This window comes from Pantoea osteomyelitidis, assembly GCF_044342975.1.
In the GTDB taxonomy this organism is placed as follows: Bacteria; Pseudomonadota; Gammaproteobacteria; order Enterobacterales; family Enterobacteriaceae; genus Pantoea; species Pantoea osteomyelitidis.
In genome coordinates, this window is sequence record NZ_JBGFSN010000004.1 from 23216 (window position 1) to 43292 (window position 20077).

Annotated in this window: 19 protein-coding genes; 14 read left to right on the forward strand and 5 right to left on the reverse strand. The window is 57.6% G+C overall.

Annotated features, from left to right (window positions below; genetic code table 11):
* Positions 1-17 precede the first annotated feature (17 nt).
* Both uraD and uraH read left to right on the forward strand, forming a co-directional pair.
* Positions 18-512 carry a 2-oxo-4-hydroxy-4-carboxy-5-ureidoimidazoline decarboxylase gene (gene uraD, locus ABU178_RS04980; RefSeq protein WP_397212582.1) on the forward strand — a complete coding sequence of 165 codons (495 nt, stop codon included), beginning with the start codon at positions 18-20 and terminating at the stop codon, positions 510-512.
* Positions 509-844: a hydroxyisourate hydrolase gene (gene uraH, locus ABU178_RS04985; RefSeq protein ID WP_397212584.1), complete on the forward strand. Its 336-nt coding sequence runs from the start codon at positions 509-511 to the stop codon at positions 842-844. Before uraD ends, uraH begins: the two co-directional genes overlap by 4 nt.
* Positions 845-879: 35 nt before the next feature.
* Here the strand turns inward: uraH and ABU178_RS04990 are convergent, their stop codons facing one another.
* Positions 880-1647, reverse strand: coding sequence for an amidohydrolase (locus tag ABU178_RS04990; RefSeq protein ID WP_397212586.1), 768 nt, complete (start codon positions 1645-1647; stop codon positions 880-882).
* Positions 1635-2795, reverse strand: coding sequence for a pyridoxal phosphate-dependent aminotransferase (locus ABU178_RS04995; protein WP_397212588.1), 1161 nt, complete (start codon positions 2793-2795; stop codon positions 1635-1637). Before ABU178_RS04995 ends, ABU178_RS04990 begins: the two co-directional genes overlap by 13 nt.
* Positions 2796-2928: 133 nt before the next feature.
* On the opposite strand from ABU178_RS04995, the gene ABU178_RS05000 reads away from it, so the two are divergent.
* The 4 genes from ABU178_RS05000 to ABU178_RS05015 all read left to right on the forward strand — a co-directional run bounded on the left by ABU178_RS05000 (position 2929) and on the right by ABU178_RS05015 (position 5516).
* A complete protein-coding gene (locus ABU178_RS05000) occupies positions 2929-3543 on the forward strand; it encodes a methylthioribulose 1-phosphate dehydratase (protein ID WP_397212590.1) in 615 nt (204 codons plus the stop codon).
* Positions 3540-4223 carry an acireductone synthase gene (mtnC, locus tag ABU178_RS05005; protein ID WP_397212592.1) on the forward strand — a complete coding sequence of 228 codons (684 nt, stop codon included), beginning with the start codon at positions 3540-3542 and terminating at the stop codon, positions 4221-4223. The genes ABU178_RS05000 and mtnC overlap by 4 nt, the downstream gene beginning before the upstream one ends.
* Position 4224: 1 nt before the next feature.
* Positions 4225-4767 (forward strand): 1,2-dihydroxy-3-keto-5-methylthiopentene dioxygenase, encoded by a 543-nt coding sequence (locus ABU178_RS05010; protein WP_397212594.1) that lies wholly within the window; start codon positions 4225-4227, stop codon positions 4765-4767.
* Between the two features lie 323 nt (positions 4768-5090).
* Positions 5091-5516 (forward strand): putative T6SS immunity periplasmic lipoprotein, encoded by a 426-nt coding sequence (locus ABU178_RS05015; RefSeq protein WP_397212596.1) that lies wholly within the window; start codon positions 5091-5093, stop codon positions 5514-5516.
* A gap of 70 nt (positions 5517-5586) precedes the next feature.
* Here ABU178_RS05015 and mtnA read toward each other — a convergent pair whose 3' ends face one another.
* Complete coding sequence (mtnA, locus tag ABU178_RS05020) at positions 5587-6609, reverse strand: S-methyl-5-thioribose-1-phosphate isomerase (protein WP_397212598.1); 1023 nt, start codon at positions 6607-6609, stop codon at positions 5587-5589.
* A 106-nt stretch (positions 6610-6715) separates the two neighbouring features.
* Here mtnA and mtnK point away from each other — a divergent pair, with 106 nt between their 5' ends.
* The 8 genes from mtnK to ABU178_RS05060 all read left to right on the forward strand — a co-directional run bounded on the left by mtnK (position 6716) and on the right by ABU178_RS05060 (position 16011).
* The gene (mtnK, locus tag ABU178_RS05025) at positions 6716-7915 is read left to right on the forward strand and encodes an S-methyl-5-thioribose kinase (RefSeq protein ID WP_397212600.1); all 1200 of its coding nucleotides are present in this window, start codon (positions 6716-6718) and stop codon (positions 7913-7915) included.
* A 233-nt stretch (positions 7916-8148) separates the two neighbouring features.
* Entirely contained in the window at positions 8149-9285 is a 1137-nt protein-coding gene (locus tag ABU178_RS05030) for a transporter substrate-binding protein (protein ID WP_397212602.1), read from the forward strand.
* Positions 9282-9878 carry an ANTAR domain-containing response regulator gene (locus ABU178_RS05035; RefSeq protein ID WP_397212604.1) on the forward strand — a complete coding sequence of 199 codons (597 nt, stop codon included), beginning with the start codon at positions 9282-9284 and terminating at the stop codon, positions 9876-9878. The genes ABU178_RS05030 and ABU178_RS05035 overlap by 4 nt, the downstream gene beginning before the upstream one ends.
* Positions 9875-10723 carry an ABC transporter permease gene (locus ABU178_RS05040; RefSeq protein WP_397212606.1) on the forward strand — a complete coding sequence of 283 codons (849 nt, stop codon included), beginning with the start codon at positions 9875-9877 and terminating at the stop codon, positions 10721-10723. Before ABU178_RS05035 ends, ABU178_RS05040 begins: the two co-directional genes overlap by 4 nt.
* Entirely contained in the window at positions 10723-11643 is a 921-nt protein-coding gene (locus tag ABU178_RS05045) for an ABC transporter permease (RefSeq protein WP_397212608.1), read from the forward strand. Before ABU178_RS05040 ends, ABU178_RS05045 begins: the two co-directional genes overlap by 1 nt.
* Before the next feature lie 12 nt (positions 11644-11655).
* Positions 11656-13263 (forward strand): ABC transporter substrate-binding protein, encoded by a 1608-nt coding sequence (locus ABU178_RS05050; protein WP_397212610.1) that lies wholly within the window; start codon positions 11656-11658, stop codon positions 13261-13263.
* Positions 13264-13321: 58 nt separating this feature from the next.
* Positions 13322-14269, forward strand: coding sequence for an acetamidase/formamidase family protein (locus ABU178_RS05055; protein ID WP_397212612.1), 948 nt, complete (start codon positions 13322-13324; stop codon positions 14267-14269).
* An 8-nt stretch (positions 14270-14277) separates the two neighbouring features.
* Entirely contained in the window at positions 14278-16011 is a 1734-nt protein-coding gene (locus ABU178_RS05060; RefSeq protein ID WP_397212614.1) for an ABC transporter ATP-binding protein, read from the forward strand.
* A gap of 52 nt (positions 16012-16063) precedes the next feature.
* Here ABU178_RS05060 and fadE read toward each other — a convergent pair whose 3' ends face one another.
* Together fadE and ABU178_RS05070 are read right to left on the reverse strand one after the other, a co-directional pair.
* A complete protein-coding gene (gene fadE, locus ABU178_RS05065) occupies positions 16064-18511 on the reverse strand; it encodes an acyl-CoA dehydrogenase FadE (RefSeq protein WP_397212616.1) in 2448 nt (815 codons plus the stop codon).
* A gap of 289 nt (positions 18512-18800) precedes the next feature.
* Positions 18801-19829 (reverse strand): acyltransferase family protein, encoded by a 1029-nt coding sequence (locus tag ABU178_RS05070; RefSeq protein ID WP_397212618.1) that lies wholly within the window; start codon positions 19827-19829, stop codon positions 18801-18803.
* Between the last annotated feature and the right edge of the window lie 248 nt (positions 19830-20077).

Here is a 20077-nt window from a genome sequence, read left to right on the forward strand (position 1 = left end):
CAGCAGGGAGTTTGCGTATGGATATCGATGGTTTTAATCAGCTCTCCGTTGACGAGGCGGAAGCCGTGATTGCTCACTGCGTAGCGATAGCGGACTGGCGGCGTGGGCTGATACAGGCGCGCCCGTTTGCTTCCACCGCCGCGCTGCTGGCGGAGGCGGATCGGCTGGCGCAGGGGTGGCAGGCGGCAGAGCTTAATCAGGCGCTGGCGGCGCATCCGCGCATTGGCGAGAGGGCCAGCGGCGCGGATAAAGAGGCCAGGCTGTCGCGCAATGAGCAGTCCGCCATGCAGCAGGCGGACAGCGCGCTGAAACAGGCGATGTTGCAGGGCAACCATGAGTATGAGCAGCGTTTTGGCCGCGTGTTCCTGATTCGCGCTAAAGGGCGCAGCGGCGAAGAGATGCTGGCGGAATTGCGGCGTCGGCTTAACAATGATGAACAGAGTGAGCAGCAGGAGGCGCTGAGCCAGCTGCGGGAAATTACTTTGCTACGCCTGAAGGAGACGATGGAATGAGCACGATTACGACGCATATTCTCGATACCGCGCTGGGCAAGCCCGCCACTGGCGTGGCGGTGTCGCTGGAGCAGAACAGCACCGAGGGCTGGCTGCCGGTGGCGGTGGGCAAGACGGACCTGGAGGGACGAGTGAAAGAGCTGACGCCGGAGCCGTTAACCCCGGGCCATTACCGGCTGGTGGCGGAGATTGGCGATTACTTTGCCGCCGCCGGGCGCGATGCGCTTTACGTCAGCGCCCAGATCGATTTTGTCATTGCCGAAGCGGGCAGCCATTATCATCTGCCGTTTCTGATCTCTCCCTGGTCGTGGTCAACCTATCGCGGAAGCTGAAAAAAACAGGCCACCCGTGTGGCCTTTTTCATGGTTCAGAATGAAAACTCATCCGCATCGCGCCAGGCCGGGAATCTTTCCCGGTACGCGTTCAGTTCATCCAGCGAAAGCTCCGCATCCAGCCGTGCTGGCTGAAACGGCTCGGCTTGGCTCAGGATCTCGCCCTGCGGGCTGATAATCCGGCTGTCGCCGCTGTAGCGGTGCTGATTGCCATCTTCACCGACGCGGTTGCAGCCCGCCACGTAGACCTGATTTTCGATGGCGCGCGCCATCAGCAACGCCTGCCAGTGATGCGCGCGCGGCGCGGGCCAGTTAGCCACATAGAGCGCCAGATCGTAATCGTTGCGGTTGCGGGCGAACACCGGAAAACGCAGGTCATAACAGATCTGCGGCAGAATGCGCCAGCCGCGCCAGCTGAACACCGCGCGCTGCTCGCCCGGCAGATAGTGATGATGCTCATCGGCCATGCGGAACAGGTGACGTTTATCGTACTGATGCAGCGTGCCGTCCGGCTCTACCAGCAGGAAACGGTTTACCGCGCCTTTTTCCGTCTGGATCGCCGCGCTGCCGCCTACCAGCGCATCAAGGGCACGGGCATGGCCGTGCAGCCACTCCACTACCTGCGCCTGCGGCAGCGAACTTTTGGCCGCCTCCATGGCGAAGCCGGTGGTAAACATCTCCGGCAACAGAATCAGATCGCGTCCGTGCAGATCGGCCAGCACCTGATCAAAGTGGCGCAGGTTCGCTTCGCCATCCATCCAGCTCAGGGTTTCCTGCAAAACGGTAATTTTCAAAGTTGACATAAGCGCTCCGCAGCGGCGTCCAGCGTCGCTTCCTGTTTGGCAAAGCAGAGGCGAATCAGCTTATGCGGGAAAGGATCGGCGCAGAACACCGACAGCGGAATCGCCGCCACGCCCACCTCTTTGGTCAGCCACTGGCAGAAGCTGACATCATCCAGATCGGAGATGGCGCTGTAGTCCGCCAGCAGAAAATAGGTGCCTTCACAGGGCAGCACCCTGAAACGGCTTTTCGCCAGCGCCTGCACTAAACGGTCACGGCGTGCGCGATAGAAATCGGGCAGCTCGCGGTAATGCTCCGGCTCGGCGCGCAGCATATCGGCAATCGCCAGCTGGGCCGGGGTGTTGACTGAAAAGGTCAGATACTGATGCACCTTGCGGATTTCCGCGCTGATGGCGGCGGGCGCCACGCAATAACCCACTTTCCAGCCGGTCATATGGAAAGTTTTACCGAAGGAAGAGACGGCGATAGCGCGCTCGCGCAGCAGTGGGTGAGCCAATACGCTGGCATGGCCTTCTTCAGCAAAACAGATGTGCTCGTACACCTCATCGCTCAGCACATAGATTTCCTGTTCAGCGATCGCCTGCCAGAGTTCGGCATAGTCGCTTTTGCGCCAGACGGTGGCGGAGGGATTATGTGGCGTATTGAGGATCACCAGACGGGTTTTATCCGACAGCAGGCGGCGAAACGCCGTCCAGTCAACGCGAAAGCCCGGCGGCTGCAGGGCGATGCGTTTCAGCACGCCGCCCGCCAGTTCTACCGCCGGGGCGTAGCTGTCATAGCTGGGATCGAAACAGATCACCTCATCGCCGCTGCGCACCAGGGCGGTGATCGCGGCATAGAGTGCTTCTGTTGCCCCGGCGGTGACGGTGATGTCGCTGTTGACGTCCGGCGTATGGTGATAAAGCTCGGCGGTTTTGGCGGCGATCGCTTCACGCAGCGCCAGCGCGCCGGTCATCGGCGCATACTGATTAGCGCCCTGGCTGACGTGATACGCCAGGCGCTCCTGCAAATAGCGCGGACCGTCAAAGTCGGGAAAGCCCTGGGAAAGGTTAATGGCGTTATGCTGCTGCGCCAGAGCGCTCATCTGAGTAAAAATGGTGGTGCCGAGCGCAGGCAATTTGCTCTCGGGAATCAGGTTGTGCTGCGTCATGGACCTCTGACCTTAAGCGCGAATGTTGGCGCATGTTTAACCCTTTGTTGCTGCCACTATAAACAGGATGTTAATATTTGGCAATCGAGACGCTTAGACGTCTAAACCCTACAGTGCGGGATATCAACACGCTATGATTGATTTTCTTCCTCTTGACCAGCTGGTGGCGGCCTGCCACTGGATTGGTGCCAAAGGCTGGGCGCCTGCCACCGGCGGGAATATGTCGGTGCGCCAGGATGCGCGCTACTGCCTGCTCAGCGAATCGGGCAAGGATAAAGGCAGCCTGACGCGCGATGACTTTATTCAGGTGGAAATCGCCACCAGTCATGTGCCTTCCGGAAGAAAACCTTCTGCGGAAACCGGCCTGCATACCCTGATTTATCGCCTGTTTCCGGAAGCGGGCGCGGTGTTGCACACCCATACGGTAAACTCAACCGTGCTGTCGCGCGTGGAGAAAGGGAACGCGCTGCTGCTTAGCGGTTATGAGATGCAGAAAACGCTCGCCGGTCAGCAGACGCACATCAATACTGTGCCGATCGCGCTGTTTGAAAACCATCAGGATATCGCCGCGCTGGTGAGTCGTATCGAAAGCTATGCGCGTGAACAGCCGCTGAACTACGGCTTTCTGCTGCGCGGCCACGGGCTGACCTGCTGGGGCCGCGATGTTAGCGAAGCGCGCCGCCATCTGGAAGGGCTGGAATTTCTTTTTGAGTGTGAACTGCAACGTCGCCTGCTGGAGGCAAAATGATCCGCGCCATTGTTACCGATATTGAAGGCACGACCAGCGACATTCGCTTTGTGCATAACGTGCTGTTTCCCTATGCGCGCGAACATCTGACCCATTTTATTGAACGCGAACAGGCCGATCCCATGGTCGCATCGGCGCTGGCGGCGGTGCGCGCTGAGGCCGAACGACCCGACGCCGATCTCAACGATCTGGTTGAGATCCTCTATAGCTATATGGATCAGGACCGCAAATCCACCGGCCTGAAGGCATTGCAGGGGATGATCTGGCGCGACGGCTATCTGAACGGCAGCTTTAAAGGGCACCTCTATCCCGATGTGTTGCCGACATTGCAGCAGTGGCAACAGCAGGGTATCGGGCTGTTTGTTTATTCATCTGGCTCTGTTGCCGCGCAAAAACTATTATTTGGTTACAGCGAAGCAGGAGATATCACCGGACTGTTCAGCGGGTATTTCGATACCCATGTGGGCGCGAAGCGTGAAGTGAGTTCCTATCGCAACATTGCCGACCAGATTGGCCTGCCTGCGGATGCGTTACTGTTCCTCTCCGATATTCATCAGGAGCTGGATGCGGCGGCGGAAGCGGGTTGGCATACCGTGCAGTTGATTCGAGGCGAAGCGGATACGGAAAGCCGACATCGTCAGGTTACCCATTTTGCCCAGATTAACCCGGAGACCATTTAGGATGAGTGAGCTGACTATTTTTACCGACACCGAAGCGAGTCAGCCGGTGTGGCACAGTACCGATGCAGAGGCGATCCAGAAGCGGTTGAACGCCAAGAACGTACGCTTTGAACGCTGGGAAGCGGATCGCGATTTGGGCGAGAGTCCTGATGCTGAAACGGTGATTCATGCGTACCAGCACGCGATCGATCGTCTGGTGGCGGAGAAGGGCTATCAGAGCTGGGATGTGATCAGCATGCGTGGCGATAATCCGCAGAAAGAGGTGCTGCGCGAGAAGTTTCTTTCCGAGCATACCCACGGCGAAGATGAAGTGCGTTTCTTTGTGGAAGGCGCGGGGCTTTTTTGCCTGCATCTCGACGGACAGGTTTATCAAATTTTGTGTGAGAAGAACGATCTGATTTCCGTGCCTGCCGGTACGCCGCACTGGTTTGATATGGGATCGTCACCGCACTTTACCGCTATCCGTATTTTCGATAATCAGGAAGGGTGGGTGGCGAAATTTACCGGCGATAAGATCGCCGATGCCTATCCGCGTTTGCCCTGAGAAAATAGATTATTTCCGGGCGGCTGCGCGCCGCCCATTTTCTCTTTTCCGGCCAGCCTTCGCGGCCACTTCGCACCAGCGATAAAATCACCGCTTTATATTATGTAAATAACTATTCAGTATAATAGCTTTCCGCCTGTGGCGGCGTTTTTTATGTGCGCTCCGGTAAAAAACAGATTGCCTCTTGTTACGTTCTCTTTGATATATTATATCGCTGAGCCAGAAATAAGAATATTTATTACGGAACATTGTAATAATGAGATGGTTTATGGCGAAGGCATTATCAGACCATCTTATGAATATACCTTAAAGGATTTCCCTTAATGAAACCTTTAAAATTCAATACTGTTTTTTCCCTTTTATCTGTTCTGCTAGTGGCGGGCTGTCCTTATGGAGATCGCCTGACACCACCAGAAAACGCCAGCGTCAGTGCAACACCAAACGGCGTTTGCTTCCAGGTTAAGGATGCCAAAGATTATCAGCTGGTTATTATCAGTATCGCCCCCAAAGGCGCAGCGGAAGAACAGCGGTGGTACAAAGACAAACCCGATCTGGATAGTAAAAATGGGGAGCTATGTATTCCCTCTGCGTTTTATCCTTTTACTGAGCACAAAGAATTTGTGGTGGATTACGTATTAGCGCCAAAACAGAGAAAACCAAATCAATTGAATACGCGGCGGATAATTATTGGTTTTCAAATTATTAGTGGAAATGCTTATCGTATTCCGCTGAAGCCGTTTGAACAGTAATTTTTGTCGGTTATTCAATGTTATTATGGCTCTATTGCGGGAAGCCCGTATCCGACTTCCCGCCACCCCTTTACCTTGGTTGAAATACCCCGGCCTTTACCCGTTCAGGCGTCACCACCCCGGTATCCAGCACCCAGGCGCTGATCAGCGCGGTGGGCGTGACGTCGAACGCCGGGTTATAAACCTGCGCATCTGTCGGCGCCCACTGCACGCTGCCGAAGCTGCCCGCTACGCCGGTGACTTCGCTGGCGGCGCGCTGCTCAATTGGAATCGCATCGCCGTTGGGGCAGTGCGCATCCAGCGTAGTGTGCGGGGCAGCAACATAAAAAGGAATGTCGTGATAGTGCGCCAGCACCGCCAGGCTGTAGGTGCCGATCTTATTCGCCACGTCGCCGTTGGCGGCAATGCGGTCCGCGCCGGCCCAAATGGCATCCACCTGTTTACGCGCCATTAAACTGGCGGCCATGGAGTCGGTGATCAGCTGATAAGGAACGCCCAGCTCGCCCAGCTCCCAGGCGGTAAGACGACCGCCCTGCAACAGCGGACGCGTCTCATCCACCCAGACATTTTTCACCTTGCCCTGCCGATAAGCATGCGCAATCACGCCGAGCGCGGTGCCGACGCCTGCGGTCGCCAGCCCGCCGGTGTTGCAGTGCGTCAGAATCTGGCTGCCCGGCGTCACCAGCGCGCTGCCCGCCGTGGCGATGCTGTCGCACAGCTTTTTATCTTCTTCCACCAGACGCAGCGCTTCACAACTCAGCGCAGTAACAAACTGCGCCTGCGCCAGCGCCTGCTTCATCCTGTCAAGATTATTCATCAGGTTCACCGCCGTGGGACGCGCGGCGCGCAGGGTTTCCAGCGCTTCTGCCAGTTCATGCTGCGGCATGCCGCTCTCCGCCAGCAGCGCCAGCAGCAGGCTGGCGGAAAGGCCAATCAGCGGCGCGCCACGCACGCGTAACGCATGAATATGATCCACCAGCGCCGCCACGCTGTGCGCAGGCAGCCAATTTTTCTGCTGGGGCAGCGCCTGCTGATCAAGGATCCAGAGCTGATTGTCACGAACCTGTAAGCTGGTAGTGCGGAGTGTTTGCATGTGGCTGAAATCCATGTTGCGTTAATAGCGGTTATTGTGCCAACATGCGAAGCGGAAGTATAGACGTCTGAACGGCTTATTACTGAAGATTCACGAGGAACAGGCAATGTCGCAATACCGTACGTTCACCGCTGCCGATGCTGTGGAATATGCAAAACGTTTTGGCGGCGTGGGCGATCCGTCTGCGCTGGTCAGCGCCGAAGAGATTGGTGATGGCAACCTTAACCTGGTGTTTAAAATTTTCGATAACCGGGGCCAGAGCCGCGTTATCGTCAAGCAGGCGCTGCCTTATGTGCGCTGCGTGGGCGAATCCTGGCCGCTGACGCTGGATCGCGCCCGCCTTGAGGCAGAGGTGCTGGTCGAGCATTACAAATATTGTCCGCAGCATACGGTGAAGATTACGCATTACGACGCGGAGCTGGCGGTGATGGTGATGGAAGATCTCTCCAGCCACCGCATCTGGCGCGGCGAACTGGTGAAAGGCGCATATTATCCGCAGGCGGCGCGTCAGCTGGGCGAATATCTGGCGCAGACGCTGTTTCACACCTCCGATTTTTGTCTGCATCCGCACCGCAAAAAAGCGGAAGTCGCGCGCTTTATCAATCCTGAATTGTGTGAAATCACTGAAGATCTCTTCTTTAACGATCCCTACATCGAGCATGAACGCAACAGCTATCCGGCGGCGCTGGAGGATCTGGTGGTGGGCCTGCGCCACGATCACCCGCTGAAAATTGCCGTGGCGGGTTTAAAACATCGCTTCTTCGCCGATGCGGAAGCGCTGCTGCATGGCGATATCCATAGCGGCTCGATTTTCGTCGCGGATGGCAGCCTGAAAGCGATTGATGCCGAATTCGGCTACTTCGGCCCGATCGGTTTTGACGTCGGTACCGCGCTGGGCAATCTGCTGATCAACTACTGCGCGCTGCCTGGTTTGCTGGCCCCGCGCGAAGCGGCAGAGGGACGTGAACTGCGTCTGAACGATGTGCGAGAAGTCTGGAACACTTTTGCCGCGCGCTTTCTTGCCCTTGCCGCAGAGAAAACCACTGACGTGGCGCTGGCTTATCCGGGGTATGCACAGACATTTCTGCGCAAGGTATGGATCGACAGCGTGGGCTACTGCGGCACCGAGCTGATTCGCCGTACCGTTGGCATGTCGCACGTCGCGGATATGAAGAATATTTCTGATGAAGCGATGCGCACCGAATGCATTCGCAGCGCGATTACGCTCGGCAAAACTCTGATCATTGCCGCACCGTATATTGATGATATCGACGCGCTCATCGCGCGTATTCGTCAGAACGGTTAAAAATCCTGCACCTTATCGGGGCGCGCTGCATCAAGTTAGTGCAGCGCCTCTGTACGCCACAGCCTAACCTGCTGATTTAACAAATCTGTAAAGATGGCATGAATTTTTCATGTCTGTTACCTACAAGCCGGGGTAACCCTTAAGACTTGATCCAATTTGATATCGACAGGTAACGAAGCCTGATTGTCCTGCTAAGGACGATCGGGCTTTTTTTATGCGGAGAGAAAACGCACGTGCAAGTTATTGATATTGGTATTCTGCTTTCAACGGAAGGGACCTATAGCCATATGGCGAAAAGCGCGCTGGCAGGCGCGTGCCATGCGCTGGCGGAAATCAATGCCGATCCCGCTTATCCGTTTCAGCTCCAGGCCCGTCATATCAATCCGGCGGGCGACCTGGCGGCCTACAGCGAGGCAGTGAGTACCTTTATCGATCAGGGCATCCGCCATATTTTCGGCACCATTACTTCCGCCAGCCGTAAAGAAATTATCCCGGACCTGGAGCAGCATAACCTGCTGCTCTGGTACGGCTGCCCCTACGAGGGATTCGAGAGCAGCGAGCAGGTGGTTTATCTCGGCGGCTGCCCCAATCAGACCCTGCTGCCCTTACTGCGGCTGGCGCTCGATACGTTTGGACAGCGTGCCTGGCTGACCGGCTCTAACTATGTCTGGGGCTGGGAGAGCAACCGCATCGCCCGCGAGGTGGTGGAGGCTTCCGGCGGCAGGGTGGTGGGGGAGAAATATCTGCACCTGCGCAACAGCGCCGTGACGGAGTTGGTAGAAGCGATTCTCAGCGCAGAGCCAGACTTCGTGCTTAACAACCTGGTGGGTGAAACTTCGTATGCCTTTCTGCGCGCGCTGGATGGCGCCTGTATGCGCCTGGGGCGGACGCTGGCGGTGCTCAGCTGTAACTTTACCGAGGCGGAAGTAGCCGAGGTCGCGCCGTTACGGGCGGTGCGTCTGCTCTCCTGCGGCCCGTTTTTTGAAAGCGTCGATCCCGATTTCTGCGCGCAGCAGCGCCGTCTGCATGGCGCGCAGCGCATCTCGCATTACTACATTGGCGCCTGGCGGGCGGTCAGGCTGTTCGCCGACAGTCTGCGCCAGGCGAGCAACAGCCAGCCGGAAGCGGTGCTGACGGCATTGCATCGTCAGTATGACGCGCACTCGCCGGGCGCGCGCTCAGTTCTGGCGCAAAACAACCACGCCTGTTTGCCCTGCTATATCGCCGAGCTGGAGCAAGAGTGCTTTCAGCTGCTGCATAGCGAGCCGCAGCCGGTCATGCCCGATCCTTATCTTTCTGCAACCGATCTGCGTCAAAGCCAGACGGTTGTGATGAATTCTGCCAGAGCTGTCCTGAGGGTTGTGAAATGAAAACGCTACTGTCCCCGGATTTTGATGCTCAGCCGCTCCTGCTGGTGGATTGCGAAGCGAGGAGCCGTGAAGCGCTGGAAAAAAACCTGACGCGCATGGGTATTCGCTGGCATCACCTGACGGCGGATGAGGCCATACCCTTGCTTACGCCCTGCGCGGTACTGGTGGAGCTGGAGGCGTTCGCCAGCCCGCTGACGCTGCAACGGGTCAATATGGCGGGGATACCGGTGATCGCACTCACCTCTCATGAAGGGCTTTCACAGGTGCAGCGCGCGCTGACATTGGGGGCCACGGCCATCCTCTCCAAACCCATTACGCAGCGGGCGATCTATACCACGCTGATGATGGCGGTGGGACTGCGTCAGCAGCTGCATGAGAGCCAGCAGCAGCAGGAACTGCTGCGCCAGCGTCTGGCGGCGACGCCGCAGATTACCCGAGCGCTGGCTGCGCTGATGCTGGCGGAAAACATTGACGAGCAACAGGCCTGGGTGCGGCTGCGCACTGAGTCGATGCGCACTAACCAGCCTGTGGCGCAGGTCGCAGAGCAGTGGTTGCGACAGAGTGCGCCCGACGCACAAGGACGATCGTTATGAGCTGGATATTTTATTTACTCCGGCGGCCTGCGCTGCTGGTCTCGCTGCTGTTTATCCTGCTGGTGGTGCTGGCCGCGCTGCTCGCGCCCTGGGTCACGCCTTTTGATCCCAACGAACAGTTTGTCGAGGGGCTGAGCCTGGAGGGTGCGCCGCTCGCGCCCAACGCCACTTACTGGCTGGGAACCGATCTGCTGGGGCGCGATCTCTTCTCCCGGCTGGTTTACGGCGCGCGCACCTCGCTGCTGATTGGCGTGGTCGCCAACGGCATTGCGGTGCTGACGGGCGTGGTGGTGGGGCTAAGCGCCGGTTATCTGCAGGGACGTATCGGTGGTCTGCTGATGCGTTTTACCGATTTGATGATGGCGTTTCCGGCGCTGCTGCTGGCGATTACGCTGGCGGCGATTTTCCAGCCCAGCGTCTGGATCGTGGCGATGGTGATCGCCATGGTGAACTGGGTGCAGATTGCCAGAGTGATCTACGCCGAAACCAGCGCGCTCAGCGCGCGCGACTTTATCGCCGTAGAGCGCACTCTGGGAGCCGGAACCTTGCGCATCCTCGGCGTGCATCTCATTCCGCATCTGATGCCCACGGTGCTGGTCTGGGCCACGCTGGGGATCTCCACCACGGTTTTGCTGGAGGCAACTCTCTCGTTTCTTGGAGTAGGGGTTCAGCCGCCAACGCCAAGCTGGGGCAACATTATCTTTGAAAGCCAGACCTATTTTACCTCGGCGCCCTGGCTGGTGTTCTTTCCCGGCGCGGCCATCGTGCTGCTGTCGCTCTCGTTCAATATCGCTGGCGATGCCCTGCGCGACGCCCTCGACCCTGGCTTAAAGCGGAGAAGCTGATGCTGTTTCTGGGAAAACGTCTGTTACATGCAGTGCTGATCCTGCTCGGCGTCACGCTGATCTGTTATCTGCTGCTGTTTATGCTGCCCGCCGATCCGGCGCGACAAATCGCCGGACGCAGCGCCACGCCGGAAGTGGTGGAAAGCATCCGCCATCAGCTGGGGCTGGATCTGCCGTTTTATCAGCAATATTACCGCTACCTGGTGGGGCTGCTGCATGGCGATCTCGGGCGCTCTTTTATTCAGCGCAGCGAAGTGAGCGAGCTGGTTTCCGCCCGTATCGGGCCGTCGCTGCAGCTGATGGCGGCGGGCATTCTCTGCGAGCTGGTGCTGGGCATTACCCTCGGTACCCTGGCGGCGCTGAAACGTGGCGGGCTGGCGGATCGGCTGCTGATGGCGCTCTCTTTTATCGGCGTCTCGGCACCGCAGTTTATCGCCGCAATGCTGTTTCTCTATCTGTTCGCCGTGGTGCTCAACTGGTTTCCGATGGGCGGTTACGGCGGCTTCAGCCATCTGGCGCTACCGGCGTTAACCCTTGGCCTGCTCGGCAGCGGCTGGTATTCGCGGATGTTGCGCTCGTCGATGATTGAGGTGCTGCACCAGGATTTTATCCGCACCGCGCGGGCGAAAGGATTGGGACGGACGCGTGTGCTGCTGCGTCATGTGCTGCCAAATGCCGTGCTGCCGCTGATCCCCATGATAGGCATTGATATCGGTATTTTTATGGGCGGGCTGGTGGTGGTCGAGTCGGTGTTTGGCTGGCCGGGCATCGGACAGCTGGCCTGGCAGGCGATTCAACAGGTGGATATCCCGGTGATTGTCGGGGTAACCACGGTGTCAGCGGTTGCCATTGTTGGCGGCAATCTTATTGCGGATCTGGTGCTGCCGTGGGTCGATCCGCGCATTGATGTCAAAAAGTAGCAGGGGAAAATGATGAAAAAAGCGTTACTGACGCTGGCGGTGGCCACGGCCTGTTTCTCTTATGGCGCGCAGGCTGACGAGACGAAAACCGGCGGCGATATTGTTGTGACCTATCAGAACGACGTGGCGACGCTGGATCCGGCGATTGGTTATGACTGGCAAAACTGGTCGATGATCAAAAGTCTGTTTGATGGCCTGATGGATTACCGTCCCGGCACTACCGAACTGGTGAACGATCTGGCGGAAAGCTACACCATTTCCGCTGACGGCAAGGTCTACACCTTTGTGTTGCGCAAAGGGGTAAAATTTCACAATGGCCGTGAGGTTACGGCGGCAGACGTGAAATATTCCCTGGAGCGCACGGTAAATCCAAAAACCCAAAGTCCGGGCGCCGGATTCTTCAGCGCCATCGCCGGTTATGACGATGAGGCGAGCGGCAAAGCCACCACGCTGAGCGGCATCGAGGTGGTGGACGATCATACCGTGAAGATCACCCTGAACGCCCCGAACGCCACTTTCCTGCACGTGCTGGCGCTGAACTTCGCCTCCGTGGTTCCCCGCGAGGCGGTAGAGAAGTGGGGCGCTGACTTTGGCAAACATCCGGTTGGCAGCGGCGCCTTTGAGTTGCAGGAGTGGAAGCTGGGACAGACGATCGTCTTTCGCAAGAACCCGAATTACTTCAGGGCAGGCGTGCCGCGGCTGGATCACGTTACCTTTGAAATTGGTCAGGATCCTTCGGTCGCGCTGCTGCGGCTGGAGAAAGGCGAGGTGGATATCGCCGGTGACGGCGTGCCGCCCGCGCAGTTCCTGCCGTTTAAAAACAATCCGACCTATAAAGGCCTGCTGGTCACCGGGGAGCAGTTGCAGACCGGCTATGTCACGATGAAAACCACGCTGCCTCCCTTTGATAATCTCAAGGTGCGCCAGGCGGTAAACATGGCGGTGAACAAAGATCGCATCGTGCGCATTATCAACGGACGCGCGGCCCCCGCCAACCAGCCGCTGCCGCCCGCGATGCCCGGCTATGACAAGGCTTATCAGGGCTTCAGCTACGATCCGGCAAAAGCCAAACAGCTACTCAGCGAGGCGGGTTTTCCCAACGGCTTCCAGACCGAACTCTACGTGATGAATACCGATCCGCAGCCGCGTATCGCTCAGTCTATCCAGCAGGATCTGGCCAAAGTGGGCATTCGCGCCAGCATTAAATCGCTGGCGCAGGCGAGCGTGATTGCCGCAGGCGGCTCCGCCAGCCAGGCGCCGATGGTCTGGTCCGGCGGCATGGCGTGGATCGCCGATTTCCCGGATCCTTCCAACTTCTATGGTCCGATTCTGGGCTGCGCGGGGGCGACAGAGGGCGGCTGGAACTGGGCGCGCTACTGCAACAAGACGCTGGACGCCCAGGCGGCGGAAGCGGACAGCATGGTGAAGCCTGAGCAGCAGACCGCGCGTATCGAGGCCTGGCGCAAAATCTTTACCACCGCGATGAATGACGCACCTTGGGTGCCGGTTTTCAACGAGAAGCGTTACACCGTGCACTCCGCGCGCATGGGCGGCGCGGACGCGCTTTATGTGGATCCGGTGCATGTGCCGGTCAACTACGACTATATCGGGCTGAAATAATCTGACGGCATCGCGTCGCGTTCGCCGGGGCGATGCCGCTGCTTAAGGGGTAAAAAAGATGTGTCAAAATTGTCTGGTTAAAACCATTCATCATGCGCAGCACCATTTCGGCTGGGATAACAGCATTACCCCGGCGGCGCGCGTTGCCTCTGGCAGTCAGCTGGAGTTTCACTGTCTGGATGCGTCCAACGGCTGGTTTAGCGCCAGCTCCACGGCGGCGGATGTCCATACGCTGCCTTTTGATAAGCTGAACCCGGTAAGCGGCCCGGTTTATGTGGAAGGCGCGCAGCCGGGCGATACGCTGAAAGTGACCCTGGAGTCCTTCCGTCCCAGCGGCTTTGGCTGGACCGCCAGCATTCCCGGCTTCGGCCTGCTGGCCGATCAGTTTCCCGATCCGGCGCTGACGCTCTGGCAGTATGACAGCCAGACCCTGGCTCCCTGCGCCTTTGGACGCTATGGTCGCGTGCCGCTGAAGCCCTTTGCCGGCACCATTGGCGTCGCGCCCGCCGCCGCAGGCCATCATTCGGTGGTGCCGCCGCGTCGGGTGGGCGGCAATCTGGATATTCGCGATCTGGCCGCTGGCTGTACTCTCTGGCTGCCGGTAGAAGTGGAGGGGGCGCTGTTTTCAATCGGCGATACCCACGCCGCGCAGGGCGATGGCGAAGTCTGCGGTACGGCGATTGAAAGCGCGATGGATGTGGTGGTGAAGCTGGAAGTGGTGAAGGATATGCCGCTGAAAACCCCCCGTTTCGCCACCCCCGGCCCGGTCACCCGTCATCTGGATCAGCAGGGCTACAACGCCTTTACCGGCATTGGCCCCAATCTGATGACTGCCGCCCGCGATGCGGTGAGCTATACCATCGATGCGCTGTGCCGCGAGCAGGGCATGTCGGCAGAAGAGGCCTATATGCTCTGCTCGGTGTGCGGCGATCTGCGCATCAGTGAAATTGTCGATCAGCCCAACTGGGTGGTCTCCTTCTACTTCCCCAACAGCGTGTTTAACTAGGGAGCCTTATGTCAGCAGCAACGCTTCCAGCGCCGCTCCTCTCGGTTGAGCGCCTGTCGGTTGAGTTTGGCGCGCAGCGGGTAGTGGACGACGTCAGCTTTGCGCTCTGGCCGGGAAAAACCCTCTGTATCGCCGGCGAGTCGGGCAGCGGCAAGTCACTGACCTCGCTGGCGATCATGGGGCTGCTTCCTGCGGAGGCGCATATCCCAAACGGCGCCATCGTTTTTGATAACCAGGATCTGCTCAGCCTGCCGGAGCGGCAGATGCAGCTGCTGCGCGGAAAGTCGGTCGCGATGATTTTTCAGGAGCCGATGACCTCGCTCAACCCGCTGATGACGGTGGGACAGCAGCTGGAAGAGACCCTGCAACGTCACGAGGCGCTGGATCGCCGTGAGCGGCGCAGCCGGGTCCGGACGATGCTGGACGCGGTAAAAATCAGCCAGGTGGAGAAGCGGCTGCAACAGTATCCTCACGAGCTTTCCGGCGGCATGCGCCAGCGGGTGATGATTGCCATGGCGATGCTGTGTCAGCCGCAGGTGTTGATCGCCGATGAGCCGACCACTGCGCTGGATGTCACTATCCAGGCGCAGATCCTTGATTTGATGCGTGAGCTGCAACAGACGTTCTCCACCAGCCTGCTGCTGATCACCCATGATATGGGGGTAGTGGCGGAAATGGCAGATGACGTGATGGTGATGAACCACGGCAAAATTATGGAACATGCTCCGGTAAAAACATTGTTTACCGCGCCGCAGGCTTCTTATACCCGTAAGCTGTTGCAGGCGGTGCCGGTGCTGGGACAGGCGCCCGCGCTGATGCCGGTTACGGCGACGCAGCCGCTGCTCTGCGTCCGCGATCTCAGCGTGCGTTTTCCGGTGCGCGGCGATGGTCTGCGCGTGCGCCGTGAGATCCATGCGGTGGAGCGCGTCAGCTTTGATCTTTTTCCCGGCGAAACGCTGGGTATCGTTGGCGAAAGCGGCTGCGGCAAATCCACTACGGCGAAGGCGCTGATGAATATGGTCTCTTTTAGCGGCAGCGCGCAGCTTAGCGGGCAGGAGCTGCGTGGGCTACAGGGCGAGGCGCTGCGGGCGGTACGGCGCGATTTACAGATGGTGTTCCAGGATCCCTGGGCGGCGTTGAATCCGCGCAAAACCATTTTCGATCTGGTAGGCGAGCCGCTGCTGATTCATGAGAAGATGCCGGGCGCACAGCGCGCGGAGCGGGTCGCGCAGCTGTTGCTGCAGGTGGGCTTGCCGGCAGAAGCGATGCGGCGTTATCCACACCAGTTTTCCGGCGGCCAGCGTCAGCGTATCTGTATTGCGCGCGCGCTGGCGCTGAATCCCAAAGTGATTATCGCTGATGAATCGGTTTCGGCGCTGGATGTTTCAGTGCAGGCGCAGGTGCTGACGCTGCTGGAGGATTTGCGCCAGCAGTACCAGCTTAGCTACCTGTTTATTTCTCATGATATGGCGGTAGTGGAGCGCATTTGCCATCGGGTGGCAGTGATGTTTGGCGGACAGATCGTGGAGATCGGCCCGCGCGACCGGGTACTGCACCATCCGCAGCATCCCTATACGCGGCATCTGCTCAGCGCCGTGCCCATGCCGGACGTTGAGCGTAAGCGGGAACCCCGCAACGTTAGCGCGCTGCCGGAGCGTCCTGATCCGATTAAACCCCTTGGCTGGCAGAGCGTGCAGCAGCACTTTACCGATTTTGGCGGCGGTCATCTGGCCGCCTGCTGATTGAAGCGAGAAGCAATAAAACCGGCGGATTTTTCCGCCGGTTCTCTTTCTGTCAGGCCGCCTCGGTGCGCTGCGGCATCAGCGACGTGGTATCCGGCGGGCTGACCGCCAGCGCTTCCGGCTCAAATTCATCCACGTTAATCGCGCGCAGACGGCTCACCTCGGCGCGCGTCAGGATTTTCGCCTCTTCCTGATTAATCAGGTTCTCTTTCAGCGCGCGCTCCGCCAGGGCATCCAGCCGGGTGAACAGCAAAGGCTTGTTCAGCTGTTTGCAGAGACGATGATGAATGGTTTCTGCCGCCATCACATCCTGTAGCGCCTGCTCCAGCTGACCGGCAGGATTATTTTCTCCCGGCGTCAGGTATTGACCACGCCCCAGACGCGTGCGGGTTGCTGACGGAAGCTGCAGCAGCTTCGCAAGCTGGTGATCGAGACGATCGGAAGGCGGGGCGCAGCGTTTGCCTCCGGCAAAAATCGTCACGCGCAGCAGCCCGGCCACCAGGCGGTTCGGGAAGTTACGCAGCAGCTCCTCCATCGCCACTTCCGCCTGATGCAGCGCGTCCTGCACGCCCCAATGCAGCAGCGGCAGATCCGCCTCGTTGCGCCCCTCATCGTCATAACGCTTCAGCGCGGCGGAGGCGAGATAAAGCTGGCTCAGCACGTCGCCCAGGCGTGCCGACATGCGTTCGCGACGCTTCAGGCTGCCGCCCAGCACCGTCATCGAAACATCCGCCAGCAGCGCGAGGTTGGCGCTGATGCGGTTGAGCTGCTGATAGTAACGATGCGTGGCGTCGCGCATCGGTGAAGCGCTGGTGCGGCCATTGGTCAGCCCAAGCCAGAAGCTGCGCACCGCATTGCTGCCGACGTGGCCGATATGGCTGAACAGGGCGCGATCAAAAGCAGTGAGATCGTTGCTCTGCGCCGCCGCCATCTCCGTCAGCACATAGGGATGACAACGAATCGCCCCCTGACCAAAGATAATCATGCTGCGCGTCAGGATGTTGGCACCTTCAACCGTGATGGCGATAGGCGCGCCCTGATAGGCACGGGCCAGAAAGTTATTTTTACCCAGCATAATGCCTTTGCCGCCAGCAATATCCATCGCATCGATAATGGCGCGCTGACCGCGGTGGGTGCAGTGATATTTCACGATCGCCGAGAGCACCGCAGGTTTTTCTCCCTGCATAATGCCGGTGGTAATTAAGGTCGCCGCCGCGTCCATCACATAGGTGTTGCCCGCAATGCGCGCCAGCGGCTCTTCGATTCCCTCCATCTTGCCGATGGAAACTTTGAACTGGCGGCGGATATGGGCATAAGCGCCAATCGCCAGCGCCAGCGATTTCAGGCTGCCGGTGGAATTCGAGGGCAGGGTAATGCCGCGACCTACAGAAAGGCACTCCACCAGCATACGCCAGCCCTGACCCGCCATCTGCGGACCGCCGATAATGTAATCGATGGGAACAAAGATATCCTTGCCGCGCGTCGGACCGTTCTGGAAGGGCACGTTAAGCGGGAAGTGGCGTTTGCCAATCTCCACGCCTGGCGTGCTGGTAGGGATCAGGGCGCAGGTAATCCCTAACTCCTCCACTTCGCCCAACAGGTGGTCGGGATCGGAAAGTTTGAACGCCAGGCCAAGCACCGTCGCGACAGGGGCCAGCGTGATGTAGCGTTTATTCCAGCTCAGGCGCATACCGAGCACCTGCTGCCCCTGCCAGTCGCCCATGCAGACCACGCCGGTATCAGGAATCGCACCGGCATCGGAACCCGCTTCCGGGCTGGTCAGGGCGAAGCAGGGGATCTCCTCGCCGCGCGCCAGGCGCGGCAGGTAGCGATCTTTCTGTTCAGTGGTACCGTAATGTTGCAGCAGCTCCCCAGGCCCGAGTGAGTTCGGCACGCCAACGGTGATCGCCAGAATGCCGGATACGCCAGCCAGTTTTTGCAGCACCCGCGCCTGCGCATAAGCGGAGAATTCCAGGCCGCCATACTCTTTTTTGATGATCAAGGCGAAGAAACGCTGCTCTTTTAGATAAGCCCAAAGCTCCGGCGGCAGGTCGGCTAACTCATGAGTGATCTGAAAATCATTCGCCATGCGGCAGGCTTCTTCAACCGGTCCGTCGAGAAAAGCTTGTTCATCGGGGGTCAGATGCGGCTGCGGATAGTTATGCAGTTTTGCCCAGTCCGGCTTGCCGCGAAACAGATCGCCTTCCCACCAGGTCGTGCCGGCATCGATCGCCTCTTTCTCGGTGCGTGACATCGGCGGCATCACTTTTTGAAAAGTATGCAGCATCGACTTCGAGACCAGGCTTTGACGTATAGTCGGCAGGTTGAACGGCAGCAGGATAATCGCCAGCGGCAGCAGCAGCCACGGTGTCCAGAGATGGGCCAGCGACAGCGCTGCGGTCCAGAGCAGCAAAATAATCGTGCTCAGAACGAGCGAGACGCGGTGATAGAAAAGCGCGCCGATCAGCACAATCGTCGCGATGATACTGAGAACCATCATAATGAACTGCTCCGTAGTTGTAAGAGGTCTGACCTGTTGCTACAGAGAGGTTTAGAGCAGAACGTATGAGTTAGCAATCTGTTTACATGGTAATTACAACCTGACTCACAAAATCACTGCGCGATCCTGAACGGAGAGAGATGAACAGCGGTCATCTCATTTTTATCTGACGGCAACGCGTTGTTATTTTGCACTGCGGCAGAAAAGGCGGGTTAAGCAAAAACAACAGCACAACGGGTTTTGTTGTTTAAATGAAAAGCTGCCGGTTAAGGCAGCTTTCAGAATAAACTCAGACGATAGTGGGTTTGATTGTAATGCTGGGTTGGCTTTTTCTTTTCAGGAATCGGCTCTCCAGCAGGTTCCAGGATATTACCGCCAGCAACAAGGTAATCATAATGGTGAGCGCAACGCCGAGCAGCGGGTTGGCCTCATAAACACCAAAATGGATCAGCAGCTGGATAATCGGCCAGTGATATAAATAAAGACCATAGGAGAAATCGCCATATTTCCCGATCGGCACCTCTTTAAACATGCTGGTGCAGAAAAGCAATACCACTGAAGAGAAAGCAATCGGCTCGATAAAGATACTCAGCTGGGTATCTTTTGTTAAAAACCAGGCAGGCAGGGAGACGATAGCGATCTCTTTTAACTTATCGAAGCTTGCCTGATGAACGGCTAGCAGCGTGCCGAAAAAGAAATATCCCGACAGACCAACAAACTGTTTTGCCAGGGTATCGGCTCTGGCACCAGTATAGACGTGGACAAAAAACCAGAACCACAGGCAAGAGATCAGATAAATGAATAAATAGCTGGTCAGCGGTTTTCTTTTCATAAAAAACAGCGCAAAAGGCAGCAGGGCATAAAGCGTGATTTCAGCTTTTATCGTCCACAAAGAACCGTCCATTGGCTGGTTGGGATTGCTGGTAAACACCCCAGGCAATGAAGGCTGAATGAAGTTCATGAAGCTAAAGTTAGCCGCCATGTACTTCAGCGTCTGGCTATCCATGAGAAAATGCGATACGGGGAGTGAAGTGACGCATATACCGATGCACAGGCACATGATAATCGTGAAAATATAAGCCGGCAGAATACGCTTGGCTCTCTTCAGGGCATAATCAGAAAGCGATTTGCTGCGCATGTAGCTTTTCGCTATCAGGAAACCACTAATAGCGAAGAAGCCTTTTACCGCGAAGTCACTGTTAAGAAAGTGCGCCAGAAATTTGATATCAGCACTTCGGGATACTTCAGCCGAGTGAACGAGTAATACTGTAAATGCCAGTATTAATCTCACGATGTCAAAGTTGTTTTTTTCTTTCATAGCCAGCTTTGTCTTTTAAAAGCAATGCGCGCCCTGGTAAAGCCGGACGCAGCAATTGAGTGAATTTCAGGGTAATCTACACCAGGGAATTTAACTAAAGCAACGCTTAGTTACCAGGAAATAACTGATAAAATCGACCTTTCAGCGTTATCAACGACTTTTAGCGCTATATTAGGATTATTCTCAGCTAATGTATGGGGAGTAAATATTACCTGGTAATATTTTCAGATCCATTAATTACAGAAGCA